This is a genomic window from Streptomyces sp. NPDC020996 (assembly GCF_040641355.1).
Lineage (GTDB): Bacteria > Actinomycetota > Actinomycetes > Streptomycetales > Streptomycetaceae > Streptomyces.
Genome location: NZ_JBFADM010000016.1, coordinates 30,647 through 45,928, shown reverse-complemented (window position 1 = coordinate 45,928; position 15,282 = coordinate 30,647). Strand labels below are relative to the sequence as shown.

The 15,282-nt window shown below is 66.6% G+C and carries 13 protein-coding genes and 2 pseudogenes; 8 read left to right on the top strand and 7 right to left on the bottom strand.

Annotated elements, in window-relative coordinates; genetic code table 11:
- Positions 1-27: 27 nt before the first annotated feature.
- From AB0G63_RS14325 to AB0G63_RS14310, 4 genes are all read right to left on the bottom strand, one after another.
- On the bottom strand, positions 28-510 hold the full coding sequence (locus AB0G63_RS14325; protein ID WP_360749388.1) for a poly-gamma-glutamate biosynthesis protein PgsC/CapC: 483 nt from the start codon (positions 508-510) through the stop codon (positions 28-30).
- Positions 507-1,973 carry a poly-gamma-glutamate synthase PgsB gene (pgsB, locus tag AB0G63_RS14320; protein WP_360749385.1) on the bottom strand — a complete coding sequence of 489 codons (1,467 nt, stop codon included), beginning with the start codon at positions 1,971-1,973 and terminating at the stop codon, positions 507-509. The genes AB0G63_RS14325 and pgsB overlap by 4 nt, the downstream gene beginning before the upstream one ends.
- 16 nt (positions 1,974-1,989) lie before the next feature.
- On the bottom strand, positions 1,990-4,239 hold the full coding sequence (locus tag AB0G63_RS14315; RefSeq protein ID WP_360749381.1) for a HAMP domain-containing protein: 2,250 nt from the start codon (positions 4,237-4,239) through the stop codon (positions 1,990-1,992).
- A gap of 320 nt (positions 4,240-4,559) precedes the next feature.
- A complete protein-coding gene (locus AB0G63_RS14310) occupies positions 4,560-5,909 on the bottom strand; it encodes a hydrolase (RefSeq protein ID WP_360749379.1) in 1,350 nt (449 codons plus the stop codon).
- 400 nt (positions 5,910-6,309) lie between these two features.
- Here AB0G63_RS14310 and AB0G63_RS14305 point away from each other — a divergent pair.
- Positions 6,310-6,521: pseudogene (locus AB0G63_RS14305) on the top strand (site-specific integrase); the annotation flags it as partial.
- Between the two features lie 159 nt (positions 6,522-6,680).
- Here AB0G63_RS14305 and AB0G63_RS14300 read toward each other — a convergent pair.
- Positions 6,681-7,247, bottom strand: a complete 567-nt coding sequence (locus tag AB0G63_RS14300) for a dihydrofolate reductase family protein (RefSeq protein ID WP_360749376.1) — start codon at positions 7,245-7,247, stop codon at positions 6,681-6,683.
- A gap of 355 nt (positions 7,248-7,602) precedes the next feature.
- On the opposite strand from AB0G63_RS14300, the pseudogene AB0G63_RS14295 reads away from it, so the two are divergent.
- Positions 7,603-7,838, top strand: a pseudogene (locus tag AB0G63_RS14295) (ATP-binding protein); the annotation flags it as partial.
- A gap of 207 nt (positions 7,839-8,045) precedes the next feature.
- Here AB0G63_RS14295 and AB0G63_RS14290 read toward each other — a convergent pair.
- Positions 8,046-8,825: a hypothetical protein gene (locus AB0G63_RS14290; protein ID WP_360749373.1), complete on the bottom strand. Its 780-nt coding sequence runs from the start codon at positions 8,823-8,825 to the stop codon at positions 8,046-8,048.
- 714 nt (positions 8,826-9,539) lie between these two features.
- Here AB0G63_RS14290 and AB0G63_RS14285 point away from each other — a divergent pair.
- Entirely contained in the window at positions 9,540-9,926 is a 387-nt protein-coding gene (locus AB0G63_RS14285; protein ID WP_360749370.1) for a type II toxin-antitoxin system RelE/ParE family toxin, read from the top strand.
- Positions 9,923-10,261, top strand: coding sequence for an XRE family transcriptional regulator (locus AB0G63_RS14280; RefSeq protein WP_073951158.1), 339 nt, complete (start codon positions 9,923-9,925; stop codon positions 10,259-10,261). Before AB0G63_RS14285 ends, AB0G63_RS14280 begins: the two co-directional genes overlap by 4 nt.
- 345 nt (positions 10,262-10,606) lie before the next feature.
- Here AB0G63_RS14280 and AB0G63_RS14275 read toward each other — a convergent pair whose 3' ends face one another.
- Positions 10,607-11,008 (bottom strand): hypothetical protein, encoded by a 402-nt coding sequence (locus tag AB0G63_RS14275; protein WP_360749366.1) that lies wholly within the window; start codon positions 11,006-11,008, stop codon positions 10,607-10,609.
- A 623-nt stretch (positions 11,009-11,631) separates the two neighbouring features.
- Between AB0G63_RS14275 and AB0G63_RS14270 the strand changes: the two genes are divergently transcribed.
- The 4 genes from AB0G63_RS14270 to AB0G63_RS14255 all read left to right on the top strand — a co-directional run bounded on the left by AB0G63_RS14270 (position 11,632) and on the right by AB0G63_RS14255 (position 15,262).
- Complete coding sequence (locus AB0G63_RS14270; protein WP_360749363.1) at positions 11,632-12,291, top strand: hypothetical protein; 660 nt, start codon at positions 11,632-11,634, stop codon at positions 12,289-12,291.
- A 504-nt stretch (positions 12,292-12,795) separates the two neighbouring features.
- Positions 12,796-13,494, top strand: coding sequence for an ImmA/IrrE family metallo-endopeptidase (locus AB0G63_RS14265; protein WP_360749359.1), 699 nt, complete (start codon positions 12,796-12,798; stop codon positions 13,492-13,494).
- A 60-nt stretch (positions 13,495-13,554) separates the two neighbouring features.
- Positions 13,555-13,935 carry a hypothetical protein gene (locus AB0G63_RS14260; protein WP_360749356.1) on the top strand — a complete coding sequence of 127 codons (381 nt, stop codon included), beginning with the start codon at positions 13,555-13,557 and terminating at the stop codon, positions 13,933-13,935.
- Positions 13,936-14,137: 202 nt separating this feature from the next.
- On the top strand, positions 14,138-15,262 hold the full coding sequence (locus AB0G63_RS14255) for an AAA family ATPase (RefSeq protein ID WP_360749353.1): 1,125 nt from the start codon (positions 14,138-14,140) through the stop codon (positions 15,260-15,262).
- The last annotated feature ends 20 nt before the right edge of the window (positions 15,263-15,282 follow it).

Sequence of the window (15,282 nt, the reverse complement as noted above, 5' to 3'; positions counted from 1 at the left end):
CTGTTGGGTGAGCGGGTGGTGAGCGGGTCAACTGGTGGGCAGGGCGCCGATCAACAGACCGGAGACCAGCACCACGTACGTGGCCAGGGTCACCGCCGTGGTCGTGATGACCGTGGCCGCAGGCGGCTGGCGGGTCATCTGGTAAGAGACCAGGCCGGGGACGATGAAGCCAAGGGTCTGTGACGTGTACAGCAGCGGAAACTCGTGGTTGAGGGCGAGCATCACGGTGGTCTGCATCAGCACCGCGCACAGCACCACGGCGGCGAACAGCCGCTTGCCGTAGAGGATCACCGTGCGCTGCACCAGCTTCGTCAGGAAGTACGTGACCGCCGCCACGCCGACCATCAGCCCGGCCATCCGCACATCGGTGACGAGCGTGAGGGCGATCCAGCCCGGGGTGATCATCCCCCCGGGGGAGAGGTTGGTGGTCAGATAGCAGACGAGCGAGAAGACCAGCCCGAGGGCGATCCCGAGCGCGGCGGTCTGTGCGTTGAGATTGGCGGGGATCACGGGTTCCTCGTGAACTGGGACGGGTCGTGGGGGTGGCGCGGGTCGTCCGGGGTGCTCCGGTCGTCGGGCCGGCCCTGGCGGGCGGCTGCCCGGCGGGCGAGTTCGCGCTGCTCCGGGATGCGGAAGGTGTACGTCGGTGTCTCCAGTGGCGCCACCCAGCTGTACGGCTCCGGCTCGGGCGGCCGGGCCACCGAGACCCTCGGCCGGGGTATGGCGAACTGCATGGTCTCCTGGTCCAGGCCGTCGCCGCCGGGAACGGCGTCGAGCGGGTCCTCGGGGGACTCGTCCAGCGGCAGCTCGGCGAGGCACTCCAGGAACAGCTCGCCCTGGCCGTGGATGTTACCGATCGCCACCAGCGAGGAGGACGGGCCGAGTTCCGCGAGGATCGCCGCGGTCAGCTCCTCGGGGTCCCGGCGGTCGCCGCCGAGATCCACCACCCGCCCGGTGAAGCCGTCCGGAATCGCGTCGCGGGCGCTCTTGGTCGGGTGGCCGATCAGGAACACCGTCTCGGCGAGGAGGTCGGGGACGATCGTGCCCATCTGGCCGTTGCGCTCCACCCGGTCCGGGCGGCAGTTGATGACCACGTTGAGCGGCCGTCTGATCGCGCCCAGATCCTCCAGCTGCTTGACGTTCATCAGCGTCGACTCGGGGTCGTTCGCCGCGAAGACGTTGGCGAACCGCAGCCGCTTGCCCTCGGGGGTGAGGTAGCGCTCCACCGACAGCACGCCCGGGTCGGGCGGCGCGTCCCACATGCCCTGCATGGCGGTCTGGCGCTCCACGCCGAGCAGTTCGGCGACGGCGAGCGCGATCGCCACGTTCTCCTTGAAGGTGAACCAGCTGAAGCCGCGCAGTTCGGCGTCGGTCACCGACTCCGGATCGACCGCGATCAGTCGGCAGTTCCGCTTGTCGGCCTCCTCCTGGAGGATGTGCAGCCGGTCCTTCTCCGCCGTCACACAGATCCCGCCCACCGGCATCGAGCGGGAGAGCGAGCGGGCGACGTCGTCCAGCGTCGGCCCCATCTCCTCCAGATGGTCCTCGCGGACATTGCACAGCACGCCGATCGTGGAACGGATCAGCTTCTCCTGATTGATCTCCTGCAGGGCCGGCATCACCGCCATGCACTCGATCACCAGCGCGTCCGGCCGGTAGATCGCCGCCCGCCGTACGATGCCGATCTGCTCGACGATGTTGGAGATGCCGAACTTGCGGTACACCGGCTCCTCGGTGGCATCCGGATGGATGAACCGGGCCGCGGTGCCGGTGGTCTTGGCGACCGTGACCAGTCCGCCGCCGCGCAGCGCGCCCGCGCACAGCCGGGTGATCGAGCTCTTGCCGCGGATGCCGTTGACCAGCACCCGTGTAGGTATCTGCTCCAGCGAGGCGAAGTGCCGCCGCTGCTCCAGGATTCCGGCGATCCACAGCCCGGCGCAGCACAGCAGGACGATGACATAGAGGAAGACCACGTCGGTTCCGTCCTTACTACCGCTGGAAGGTGTTCTCGTACGGGGACCGGGCGGGCCCGGCGGCGTGACCGGATCTGGCCGCCCGGTCGCGTTCCACCAGGGCCTGGCGCACCAGCTCCAGGCTGCGGGTGACCGAGCCGATCTCGTCGTGGTTGACCGGATACAGCACGGTCCGGCGGTCTCCGCCGGCGAGTCGCCCGACGAGCACGGCGACCGCGCGCAGCGGCCGGATCACCACGACATGCAGCCAGCCCAGGCAGGCCGCGCCCATGGCGAGGCCCAGGATGCCGGCGAGCATGGTGCGCTGCTCGGCCTGCACCGCGGGGATCTGCAGCGCCGCCGCGGGCTCCGCGGTCACCACGTGCCAGCCGAGGCTGGCTGTCGGGCCTTTCTGCGCCAGCGGCGCGGCGGCGTCGACCGATGGGCCGGAGGACGTGTGGTGGACCGCCGAAGTCGCGGTGCCCGCGGTCCCCGGGGCGCTCTGGGTGGCGCGGACGAGACGGGTCAGGGCGGAGTCGGGCAGCGACTGGAAGGCGAGGTAGCCCACGCTCGCGGCCAGCACCTTGTCGTGGCGGTCCGTCACCCAGACGCTGCCCAGCTTCGGCCTGGGCAGTATGGAGTTGAGCGCCTTCACGTCGATCTCGCCGAACAGGACCACCCCGGCCGCCGGGGCCTTGCCCTTGACGGCCCGGACCTGGGCATAGGCGGCGATCACCGGCATCCGGCCCGAGGTGTTGACGTTGGTGATCCCGCTGCCGCTCGGCACGTGGACGAGGGTGCGCAGCGGTGAGCCGCCCACCCTCAGCGTGATGTGGCCGGAGCGGTCCAGCAGATACAGCGAGCGGTACTGCTCGTGGTCGGCGAGGGACTTCCGCAGGACCTCGGTCTGGTCGGCCCGGCTCCTGCCCGGCAGACTCGCGGCCGCGGTGCTCAGGTCGGTGTACGACTGGTCGAGGGACTGCCGGATCCGCTGCGTCGCGATCTCGGTCCGCGCCTGCTGGTCGGCGAGGACCGCGGCCGGAACCGCGGTCGCGGTGTCCGCCCGGTTCAGCACGAAGATCATCGGAACCGCCCAGCAGGCCACCACCAGCACGCCGGCCACGGCCAGCGCACGGTAGCCCGGTCCGCGCCGGGCCGGGAACTCCTGCGGGCCGCTCTCGCCGAGCAGTTGCCCGCGCAGTGACTCCAGGGCCCGCCCGATCCGGGCCAGTTCCCCGAAGCCGTGCACCGGAACCGGCCGGTACAGCTCCTCCGTCGCGGCCGGCCCGCCCCCGGCCGCGCCCCGGGCCAGGCGGCCGGCGGACAGATACAGCCGCAGCAGCGGCCGCTGTACGCAGAAGTACAGCGTCAGCCCGAGCAGCAGCGCGACCACGGCCAGCACCCCCGCTGCCTTGAGCGCGAAGCCCGAGTAGTCGGCGGCGGTGGTCGTGGCGGGCACCGCACGGGAGGTGAGCACCACCAGACCGAGGCCGTCGGTCTCGCCCGAACCGGTCGCCGAGGCGACCTGGGCCCAGCCGGCCACCGTGCGCCGGCTGCCGGCGGCGGCGCCCAGCAGGCTTCCCGAGGCGTCGGTGTCACCCCCCGACCGGTGCGCCGCGCGGGCCGCCGCCGCGGGCAGGCCGCGGTCGGCGGCGGCCGGCGACGCCGTGCCGTGTACCGCGGTGGCGAGCACCGCTCCGCTCGCGTCCAGCACTTCGGCGGCGCGTCCGTCGCCGTACGCCGCAAGGGCGGGGAGCGCTTCGGAGACCACCAGCAGCCACTGCCGCTCGGTCCGGCTCGGGGGCTGGAACTGGTCCTGGTCGGGGTCGTCCTGCGCGGGCAGCGTGACCCTGGCGAAGTACAGCAGTTGCCGCGTCCCGCCCGACGTCGCCAGCCGGGGCGGGATCTCCCGGTGCCCGGACGCCGTCCTGACGGCGTCCACCCCGGCCAGCGGCACGGTCCGGCCGCCGGTCGCCAGCAGTCTGCCGGTGCGCGCGTCGAGCAGCGCACGGCCGAGGACCGCCTTCTTGTCGGGGGTCAGCGCTTTCAGCGCGGTCGTGGGGGTCGAGGCGCTCGTCGCCTGGTACGCCTTGGCCGTACGGCGTACCGTGCTCGCCTCGGCTTCGATCGCGGTGCGCATCGACAGCGCGCTGTCCGCGGCGATCTGCTGCTCCCCGTCCAGCACGGCCTGCGGGATGCCAGCGGTGTGGACGCCCTCGAGGCCGATCACGGTCAGGGCGGCGACCACCAGCAGGAGTGCGACGAGTGAGGCTATCGGCGGGCGCACTCCGCCAAGCATCGGCATATCGGCGCGGCGGCGGATGCGGTGCCGGCGTGGCGCCCGGGGTGCGGAGGGCAGGGCAGCGGGTCCTTCCTCAACCTGGCGCCGGGCGCCCGAATGTTCGACGGTCGAGCAGTCTAGCCGCCCGGCGGTCACACAACCGTCACACCTTCGCCTCATCTGCCGCACAGGCAACAGGACCCCTGTGCGGCGGCGGCGACACACGCGGGACCGTCTCCCCGCGCGCCGAAGGGCGGACCCGCGAACAGGCCCACCCTTCGGCTGTCCGGTCGGCTGTCCGGTCGGCTGTCTGGTCAGCTGTCCGGTCAGGGCACGAAAGAGATCTCCGGGTACGTGCTGCTGGGCCCGTCGAGCAGGCTGCTGTGCTTTTTGCGCAGCTGCTGGTCGAAGAAGGCGGCGAGGTAGACGCGCTGGATCTTCACCGCCCGGTTCGGGTCGATCGTGCCGTACTGCTGCTGGATCTGCGTCTGGGAGATCCCGAGCAGGCCCGCCCACTGCGGCACCAGGTACTCGTAGTCGCTGAACGACAGGTGCGCCGCACCCTTCAGCTTGATGTCGACCCGGTATCCCTTCAGGTGCGACCACAGCGTCCGCCACGACTTGTCGTTGTTGCGGTTGTGGTTGGCGGAGCTGAAGAGCATGAAGGGCCGGTCCAGGTCCTTGCTCGGCGCCGTCCCGAAGAACTGGCCGTCCAGGTTGGCACCGGCATCGATCCGCTTGTCGAGCTGCATGGCGGTGTCGACCGCCGCCCCGCCCAGCGAAAAGCCGAACATCCCGATACGGGTGGTGTCCACCGACTTCGACAGTCCGGACGGGAGCGTCGCGTGGCCGGCGTCCGGGTTGCCGCCATTGCTGATCTTGCCGAGCGCGTTGATGACGAACTTGATGTCGGCCGCGCGCACCTTGAGCGTGTCGGAGGAGCGGGTGCCCGCCGGCATCCTGTTGACCTCGAGCCGGTTGCCGGGGAACTGCACCTCGTTGGCGTCGTGGGTGTGGTCGACGGTGACGACGAGGTAGCCGCGGCTGGCGAGGTCCTGGGCGAGCACGGTGCCCACCGCGCGGTCCGAGTGCAGCCCGGTCGAGTACAGCAGGACGGGCAGCTTGCCGAGCGAGGTCTTCACCGGGGCGAGGACATGGCCCGCGGTCTTCGGCAGGGTCACCTGCTGCGGCGACAGCCAGCGCGAGGCGAGGAAGTGGGCGCCGGAGATCGACGGCATCCACGGCGCCCGGTAGTGCCCGGACGTGGAGGCGGCCGGATACCAGAGCGACACCATCAACTCGCGGGTCTGGCCGGACACGTACGGATCCGTACGGGACTTGTCGACGAGGTGCAGGCCGACCATGCCCACGCTGTGTTTTCCGGTCGGCGCGGGCATGGTGAGCTGCAGCGGGGACTGGGCCGCGCGGGCGGACGTGAGCGCCCCGGCGCGCACGGACTTGCCGCGCAGCGGCAGCTCGTCGTTCTCGGGCGCCCAGGGCTTGGTCGGGTCGGACTCGTCGGCCGAGAACCCGGTGGCCGCAGGCCTTTCGGACGTCTTCCCGGCGCCCATCGCGGGTGTCATCCCCACACCCAGCGCCAGGGCGGCCAGCACACCCGCCGAGCCGACCGCTCTGGCGATCGTCCTACGACGGTGGCGCGGGCGGCGGTGTTCCATGAAACCCCCTTGTGGGTCAACGATCGTAGAAAGCGCGATCGACTGCCGCACACCGTACCGCCGCAGCGACGGCTGGACTCACCCGCCCCGGTGCCGCCGGGGCGATTTCACGTACCGGAAGCCGAGTGCTGCCAGAACTGCTGACGCAACGTCAGGGCACGCTAGCCGGTGGGTAGTCAGCAGTCGGACCGGACATCGCCACCGTCCATCCAACCGTAAGACCACACCACCGACCCGGCGAACCATGCGGTCATGGCACTGGCCGGAGACGCGCCGGTGAGCGGATCGACCGGTCGTAGGCGGTCGACGGAGCCCAGCGTGACCAAGTCTGGCGCGGTGCGCGGCACAGTCACGCGGCGGCTGGCGCGTGAGACGTTCGGGCACCGCCCCACGACCTCCGACCACGGTCGACAGCTACGACGGCCTCCTGCGTCTGCACCTCACGCCGGCCTTCGGTGGCAGAGACCTGGACGAGATCACGCCGCCCTCCGTTCGCACATGGCGAGCCGAGCGGCTCAAGGCAATGCGCGCCACGACGGTCGCCACGTCGTACCGGCGGCTGTAGCCATCCTGCAGACGGCAGCGGACGACGACCTCCGACGGACCAACCCGCCATTCGCCCGGCTCGCGATCGGCAAGCACCAAGAACTCCGCCGTGGCGACTGTCGCTCATCCGGACGCCGGCAGGCCGCGCCTCACCCGTCGCCGCATCCGGGGCAGGTGCACGCTGTTCACGTCTGTTGGTGCCCTGCCGGGCGTGTCGGGTGCTGCTCAGCGCCTCGTCTCGTACCTGGTCAGGACCACGCCGCCGGGGAACGTCCGCGTCTCCACCAGGTTCAGGTTCACCCAGCTGTCCAGCGCGGTGAAGAACGGCGTGCCGCCGCCCACCAGGACCGGATGGGTGGCGATCGCGTACTCGTCGATCAGCCCGGCGCGCATGGCCGCCCCGGCGAGCGTTGCGCCGCCGATGTTCATCGGGCCGCCGTCCTCGGCCTTGAGCCGGCTGATCTCGGCGATCGCGTCGCCGGTGACCAGGCGGGTGTTCCAGTCGACCTTGTCGATCGTCGAGGAGAACACCACCTTCGGCGTCTCCCGCCAGATCCGCGCGAACTCGATCTCCGCCGGGGTGGCGTTGGGCTGCTGGTCGCCGGTCGGCCAGTAGGAGCTCATCGTCTCCCACAGCTTGCGCCCATACAGTGACAGGCCACTCGCCTGCTCGTGGTCGAGCCACCACTGGAACAGCTCGTGGCTCGGCGGTCCGCTCCAGCCGATGTCGTCGCCGGTCGCGGCGATGTAGCCGTCCAGGGTCAGGTTCATGCCGTAGACCAGTTTCCGCATGGCCCAGCCTTCCGTCCGTGGGTGTCCAGCGGTATGGACCAGCGCGGCGCGGGAAACTCATCGGTGCGCGATCTGGGCTCGCCGGATCCTCGTGCTCGGGGCTCAGCGTGGTGTACTCGGCCGACACGGGCAAGCCGCCTGATCTCACCCTCGCCCTGGCGAGGAAAGGCCACGGATGTGAGACAGATCACGGGTGACAAGGCCTTGAGACAGTCAAGAACGCCCAGGTCACGCAAGATCGGCATGTCACGAACGGCGAGACCCCACATCTATCGGGTTGCGAACCCGTGCGGCTTCGGGGCCCGATGGACCCGGTAGAACTGTGGGTGTGACGCGTGCGCAACTGACTCATGCTGATTGGGAGTTCCGGGAGGGCGCCTCGCCGCGCGTGGAGGTGCGCAATCCCGGTTTCCCGGCGAGCGTCCGTCTGCGCCGTCCGGGTGCCGATGACGCGCACGGGCGGGGCTGCTTTTGCCCGACTCCATCGCCGACTCGCGGCACTGCGGGCCCAGCCGCTTCGGGGGGACGGTGGTCTGCTTCACGGCGGTGACGACGCCGGAGGTTCAGAATCCCACCGCCCACGGCCCCTGACCTGGGTGGTCGATCGAGGTCGCGCGCGTGCACAGACTCCCCGCACGCCCGGTGTTCCCCGCACGACCTGGCACGGTTCTGGCACGCCTGGCCAGAGCTCCCGTGACTGAGAGCGCTGCTCGGCCAGCCTGCCAGGGCAGCACTCTCAGGGTTGTGCGCCACGCACTGTGGTGACGCCTCTGCGAGGGAGACGTCCGCGCACGTCGCCTACCGCACGGCGACGTAATCCCCGGTCGACGACTTCGCCCCAGAGGTGGAGTTCCCGTAGTACGTCCACCGCCACGTCCCCGGCCCGGTGGCCTTCACCGTGGTCCCGAGCGCCCCCGTACTGCTCGACGTCACCTTCTTGACCGTCGTGTACGAGGAAGCGCCCGCCGCCTTGAACTGCAGGCTCACCGTGCGGCCCGCGTACCCCTGGTACGTGTGGGTGTCCCAGTTCGCCCGTGTGACCCGTCCGGTCACGGTGATCGTCTTCCCTGCCGCGACCGGCTCCGGCGAGGCGTTGACGGTGACGCGTGTGGCCCGCTTGACCTGCAACGGGAGGTTCAGGTCGTCGGTGTCCTGGGCGTCACCGGCGAGAAAGACCTGAGCGGCAGTTTTCCAGGTGCCGGCGTCCTCGTTCCCGAAGTCAACGTGCCGCGGGTCGATGTACAGCCATTCGTCGAAGTCGCAGACTCCCTTCGCCCTGTCCACGACCTCGCAGTCGCTGGTTATGACGGAGCTGTACAGTCTGTCCCCCGTGTCGAGCTTCCCTCGGTAGGGGAACACCTTCGGCCCGAAGTCGTATTTGAGCGTGGTCGTCATCCGGAAGGCCGCCCGCACCTCGACCTCCTCCTTGACCCCGATCACGATCGGCTTCCCGCTGTTCACCGTGACCCGGCTGAACGAGACCCCGCCCTCCGCCGCCCCGGCCGGCGCCGCAGCCACCCCTGTGAACACGATTGCCGCTCCACCGGCCACCACCGCGCTCCACATCGTCTTCCCCATCTTCGAGCCCGTCCTTCCCCTGCAGTCTGGACCGAGCGCGTGGGCGCGACGGCCAGAGGTTCATCCCCAGCGGTAACTGTGGGACAGGGGAGGGCTGTTCGCGGTTGTACGCGGTGCGGCCACGATTTGATCACCACGGCATCGCTCTGGTCCGGTTCCAGGAGGGACCCCGATGGCTTCAAGGCGACCGGGCTCGACGAGGTGGTGCGGGCAGAGCGTGCGAAGAAGCACGAGGACGCCGCGCACCACAAGGACGGGTGCACCGGAAGCCAGCCGAGCGGTTGTGGTGCGCGAACCCTGCACCGGTCTGGGCAACAAGCAACCCCCGGGTCATCGACCTGGGGGTTTTGTCATGGAGCGGGTGACGAGAATCGAACTCGCGCTCTCAGCTCGGGAAGCGACGGCGCTTGTCCGACCCCGTGGCCTCCGACCTGGTCATACGCAGCTGATACTGGGCCGTCGGCGCGCTGGATCACACTGCTGTTTACCGTGGCTGTCCGCTCTTACGGGCACGCTATGGGCATGCGTCAGGGGCGCCGAGCCGCAAGCGGCGCTTGGCCGATCGCGGCGAGCTCGGTGCCCCGTCGCGGAGAGCGACCCGGGGGTGGTCATTGCGACCGCACCGGGTGGGTACTTTCACCCGCCGTACGGGTCGAGACGAGGTCTGCGGCCGTCGACCGCTTCAGCACGGCCCGTGTTAACGCTTGCATTAACGTGAGGCCCGTGGCTCAATGGGAAGTGGTCCTCGTTGCGGAGGTCGCGGCGTGGTTCGAGGTTCTGGCCGAGGAGGACTGGGACAGCGCCGAACAGGTGGAAGACGCCATCGACATGCTGGCGGCCGTGGGTCCGACGCTCGGTCGTCCGCTGGTCGACCGGATCAAGGGCGCCGACAACCACCAGTTGAAGGAGCTGAGACCGGGTTCGTCCGGGAGCAGCGAGATCCGGATCCTCTTCGCTTTCGATCCGGTGCGCCGGGCCGTGCTGCTGGTGGCCGGCGACAAGGCCGGAAACTGGCAGCGCTGGTACGACGTCAACATCCCGATCGCCGAGGAGCGCTACCAGGCGCATGTGACTGATCTTGAAACCAGGGAGTACGAATGAGCACGGTCGGCTGGGAGGAGACCAAGCGCAAGGCGCGCGAGCGGCGCGAGGCCGCTGGGCTGCCGGTGCGTTCGGCTCAGGAGAAGCAGGCGGCCATGGACAGGCTGACCGCGGAGGTGCGCGCTCACAAGCTTGCAGAGGTCCGACGTGAACAGGCGCTGACCCAGCGCCAGGTCGCCGCGTCCATGGGAGTCTCGGCACCTCGCGTCTCCGCGATCGAGCACGGCGAGCTGGACCGGGCCGAGGTCGCGACACTCCGAGCCTATGTGGAAGCGCTGGGCGGTCGGCTGCGCGTGGTCGCGGACTTCGGAGACGCGGAGTACACCGTGGCCTGAGCCGACGACCGCTCTTGCCGCCCGACACGGACAGCTCTTCGGCGCGCTTCAGAACTCGCGGAAGCACCCGCGCGGGTATGGAAAGCCTTCGGCAACGAACAAGGCCCAGGTGCCTGACCTGGGCCTTCGCGTTGGAGCGGGTGACGAGAATCGAACTCGCGCTCTCAGCTTGGGAAGCTGCGGTCATTTCGGGCCTGTTCGGACGCTGACCTGGGCGGACGGCCGGTGAGCGGTATCGTCGGGCCTGGCCACTTTCACTGTGATTCCCCGCTGTTCCCCGCTCGATCTGGTGCGCTTGTGGTGCGCAGTCGTGCGATGTCCGGCGGATCGTGTTCGTGAGCCGCCTTACCACTTCCGCCACTTGTCCGTGAGCTGGTACCGGCCGAGGCCATGGCGGGCGGTCAGGGCGACAACATCGACGCCGTGCTCGGTGAGCGACTCGTCGATGTAGTCGCACAGCTCTTCGCGTTCGTCGGTTTCGAAGGCGCTGCCGTTGTGGACGTCGTCCACCGCATTGAGGGCCAGGACGACGCGTTCCACAACAGCAAAGACCTGCTCGTCAGGGGCCTCGCCAAGTCCAGGAAGCTCGCCCTCGAACGTGTCGAGGACTACGTCGGTCGCCGTAAGCAGTTCCTCGGGGAACAGCGCCGCCATGCAAGCGCACTCGGGGTCCAGGGTGCCGGCGGCAAGCTCCTCGGCTTCCTCAGCTATGCCGTGACGCCAGCTCGTAGTCGGTCTCTCAGCCATGGACGGGACCGTACAGCTCGGTACTGACAGCGACGGCTGAACATCTGCAGGGCGGTCAGCGGCCTCCGCACCATGCGCAGGCTTTCCAACTGTGGTGGTGGGGGTTCGGGGTGTGTGCGGGGGCGTTCACCTGCGTTCAGGTGCAGTCGGCCATCGAGATGGGCATGTGCCGGTCTCGTCTGAACGCCCGTGAACGCGGCTGAATGAGACGGAAACTGAGACGGTGGGGCGGGGCCGACTGCTTACTCCTCGCCAGATGGGTAAAGGCGATCGGCGCCCTTGGCGTCGTCCATCTGATCCACGGGCGGTGACGGTCGTCAGGGTGGCTCGCCGCTTTGGCGGGACCCAGCCACGCGAGCACTTGCCCGATCCGCCGCGTGTCGTCGATGTCCAGACCGAGCTCCGCCCCTCCTTCCAGTGCTCCGCCTCACGACTGTCGAATGTCACGTTAGGCATGTGAGTCGTAACTTTAAGTTGCCATGCGCCGTTGCGCAGGATGCTGAGGCGTAATTAATTCGCCACGGATTCCCCGCTGGTGGATACCTTCATGCCATAGAATCAGCGTCTTCGGGACGGAAGGTGGAGCTTGACTTCGATGTGGGTTGACCTCAAAAATTTTCGGCATGAACCCACAGCCGTGGCTGGACAACTATGTTCAGCGCAACCAGGTGACTCTGGCCCGCTTGCGGGAGTACACGGAGGAAGCCCTGGCCGAGGTTGTCGCCATCGAGCGCACCGTCTGCCCCAAGCCTGGGCCGCTGCCGGGCGAGGTTGTCGGCATGAACGTCCGCAATCGAGTCGGGCTCCGCGCTGCGGAGAGTGTCGATTTCTGTGCCGGCACGCTCATCGTCCGACAGGTGCGCAATCGAGGCGTTCGCCTCATCGAGCGCGGTACGGGTATCGAACTCCCTTTGCGGAAGATCAAGGTGGTGCCCTCCGTCGCGGAATGGCCGGGTCAGGTTCCGCAGCGTGGGGTGCAGGAACTATTGTTCGACGCACCTTTGGGTGGCGACGGGCTGCCTGGAGGGCTATCCCCCGTCCTGGTCTGGTCGCTTGGTGCGGGGGAGACGCTGGGCGAGTTCTCTGCATTGATCGTGGACAACCTCGACGATCTGGACTTGGCGACCGTTTTTGCTGCTGTCTCGATCGACCTCGGGGCGGATGGTGCCGTCGGACTCGCTCGGCCCACTGTGCCGCCGGCGATCGGGGACGACTTCGAAGACGTGGTCCGCAAGGTGCCGCAGTCGGCGGAGGGGGCGGGGGATACGGTTACCGGGGCGTAGCTCCCGAGGAACAAGAGGAAGAGGTGGGCTGCTGTGACTGACACGGTTCAGGTCTATGGGTACCGAGTCCGTCAGGCTAGGACGATCCGCAGCAGCCCAATCAAACCTCTTGCGCAAATGCTCGGTATGTCGCCCTCGGCTTGGACAGCGCTAGAGCGGTCCGTTTCAACGGGAATGCCCGTGATGCGACTCCGTGCTCTTGCGGCGCGGCTTAGGTTCCCTCACGACTTCTTCCTGACACCTCCTGGCGGCTTGCCCGTTCACAGAGGCTCGCTCCTCCTGAGGGCGAAGAAGACTATAAAAATCGCCGAAGTTGATGCGCTGACAAGTTTCGCTGAAATGGTGCAAGAGCTTTGGCAATGTCTTGCTGAGCATGCAACACACCCGCCCTTGCGCATTCCAATCGGGCTACCAGCAGGGACTAGCCCTGAAGACGCTGCCAGGATTACCAGGTCGGCGCTCGACCTTCCTGAAGGTGAGCCAATTCCGCATGTAATGCATACGGTGGAGCGCGCCGGAATTCCAATCGTAGTGGCCGATGTGGGTATGCCCGATGCGAAACATGACGCCTTTTCGGTCTGGGCTGGCGACTTCCATGACGAGCCTTTGATTGTGGCAAGGCCGGTAAATTCCTGGGAGCGCACTCGGTGGTCAATTGCGCATGAGTTGGGACATCTCGTGATGCATCACGGGATCATTCCCAGTGATGCTGAAGAGGAAGCGAACAGGTTCGCCAATGAATTCCTATTTCCGTCGGGAGCACTAGAGGATGAATGGCCCTCTGCGGCAACTCTAAGCAATCTTCTTCCGCTGAAGCAGCGCTGGCATATGTCACTATCTTCACTGATCATGCATGGTCGCCACAATGGTTTGCTGGATGAAGCGCGGGCAACTGGCCTATTCAAGCAGCTATCCGCTCGGCGGGATCCTCACACGCAAGTCACCTGGAAAGTCCAAGAGCCGGGATGGAATTACTTTTCGCCTGAGCGTCCGCGATTGATCGCGGTTATGGTCGAGCGGGGCTTGGAAGAGCAGCCTAGCGCTCGCCTGCTTTCTTCAATAAGTGGGAACTGGGCGGAGGATCTAATGCAGGAGGTCCTCAACGGCCAACGGCCGGCTCCAGCCGTCGCGCGAGCGGAAAGGCATCGTGTTCGAGAGGTAGAGTCGCTAAGTAACGTGATAGAGCTTCGCAGGCGAGCCTAGCGGAGCAAGAGGCTTTTGGCTCTTTTGGAGGTGACTGTGCACAGCGGCCGCGCGCGGCAAGTGGCTGCACTGAAGGCGGCAGCAGCGCGTAAAGCAAGAAATAGTCGAGAAGCCGCAGAAAAAGGATTCCTGGAAGTCTATCGATCCGGTCGATCTGTCACATTCGCTGCTGTTTCTAGAGCTGCTGGTGTATCAACCGCTTATCTAAGGAGCCAAAAGGATTTAGCCGCTGCGATTGTGTTGCTTCGCAGTGACAGTTCCTTTCGTCGAGTGGTTCAACCGGTCTTGCAGGCCCATGGCGTTGAAACCGACGAGATACCTGCTGACCTGAACGAGTTTCTACCGTCAGATCCTCAAAAGCTCTCTGCTCTTGTGCGTGACCTTGGGAATATTCTTGAGGCAGCACGATGGAAACTGAAGCAGTTGACCGACGCTCCCTAAAGTTTGGTGCTCACGAACTGGCTCGCGGTTTAAGGTGGCCGGTGCGGCGGTATGCCATGTGCCCCGACTTCTTGAGGGCATGCATGGTCAGGCTTGCTACGCAGCTCTGACCTGGTCACGAAGATTAGCTCGATGGCGGGGCACCGAACGAATACACGCAAAGTGCATGCAGGGTGGCACGAGTTCTGGCATGGTGTTCTCTATGACTGATGACCAGGAGAGCTTGACTAGAATCGCCTTCTTCAACCACAAGGGTGGAGTCAGCAAGACGACGAGCGTATTCCATGTTGGTTGGATGCTTGCCGAGCGCGGCCATACGGTCCTCATGGTCGATACCGACCCCCAGTGCAATCTTACCGGCATGGTTATGGGGTTCAGGGGTTCGGGGGAACTCGAAGCGTTTTACAAGGATCACGGCGACTCAACTATTCGCTCGGCGGTAGCCCCTGCATTTGAAGGGCGCCCGCGTCCTATCGAAGCAGTCGAGACGGTTCAAGTACCGGGCCGTGCCGGCCTTCACTTGATGGCTGGCGACATTCGGCTCGCGGAGTATGAAGTAACGCTCGGCATCGCCCAGGAACTTTCAGGCTCAATTCAGGCGCTGCAGAATGTCCCTGGGAGCCTTTCTTATGCCATTGATGTCACGGCGCAGTCAATCGGGGCTGATTATGTACTGATCGACATGAGTCCGGGCTTGGGGGCGATCAATCAAAACTTGGTAGGTATCAGCGACTACGTGATTGTTCCTGTCGCTCCAGACTTCTTTTCCGTTATGGCCATCGACTCCCTGACCCGGGTGTTGCCGCGATGGAGGAGGTGGGCTTCCCAGGCCGCCGCGATGGAGATTCTTTCGGAAGCTGCTTACCCATTTCCAAATCGTCAGGCTAAGGTGCTCGGTACGATCGTGCAGCGATTTCGGCCACGAGCAGGTAAGCCAGCGGCAGCTTTCCAGCGCTGGATTGACGAAATCGGAGCGGCCTTCAAGGCCAACTTGCGGCCAGCTTTGGAAAAGAGCGGCCAGGCGCTTTCGCGTGAGGCGTACACTGCGGCTGGCATTGGTCAAGATATGGCACTTGCATACATTGCCGATTTCAACAGCCTCATTGGTGTTTCTCAGGAGCATAGCACTCCGGTGTTTGCACTCACCGCCGATCAGATTCCCAACGTCGGCTTCGTCTTGGAGACTAATATTGACTCCACCGAGAGGTTCCACGAGGAATTTTCCGAGCTGGCACTTCGGATTGAGAACCTTGTGGCTTCTGGCCGTGGAGAGTCCGTGGGAACCCTTGAGCCTGTGGAGGCTCCGACCGAGTTGGACGGAGAATAATCGTGCCAAGCGCTGCGTAT

Coding starts and splice junctions, on each gene's coding strand:
- AB0G63_RS14300 (WP_360749376.1), bottom strand. CDS start 7,247: ATGCGGAAACTGGTCTACGGCATGAACCTGACCCTGGACGGCTACATC.
- AB0G63_RS14255 (WP_360749353.1), top strand. CDS start 14,138: ATGACTGATGACCAGGAGAGCTTGACTAGAATCGCCTTCTTCAACCAC.
- AB0G63_RS14275 (WP_360749366.1), bottom strand. CDS start 11,008: ATGGCTGAGAGACCGACTACGAGCTGGCGTCACGGCATAGCTGAGGAA.
- AB0G63_RS14280 (WP_073951158.1), top strand. CDS start 9,923: ATGAGCACGGTCGGCTGGGAGGAGACCAAGCGCAAGGCGCGCGAGCGG.
- AB0G63_RS14310 (WP_360749379.1), bottom strand. CDS start 5,909: ATGGAACACCGCCGCCCGCGCCACCGTCGTAGGACGATCGCCAGAGCG.
- AB0G63_RS14290 (WP_360749373.1), bottom strand. CDS start 8,825: ATGGGGAAGACGATGTGGAGCGCGGTGGTGGCCGGTGGAGCGGCAATC.
- AB0G63_RS14270 (WP_360749363.1), top strand. CDS start 11,632: ATGAACCCACAGCCGTGGCTGGACAACTATGTTCAGCGCAACCAGGTG.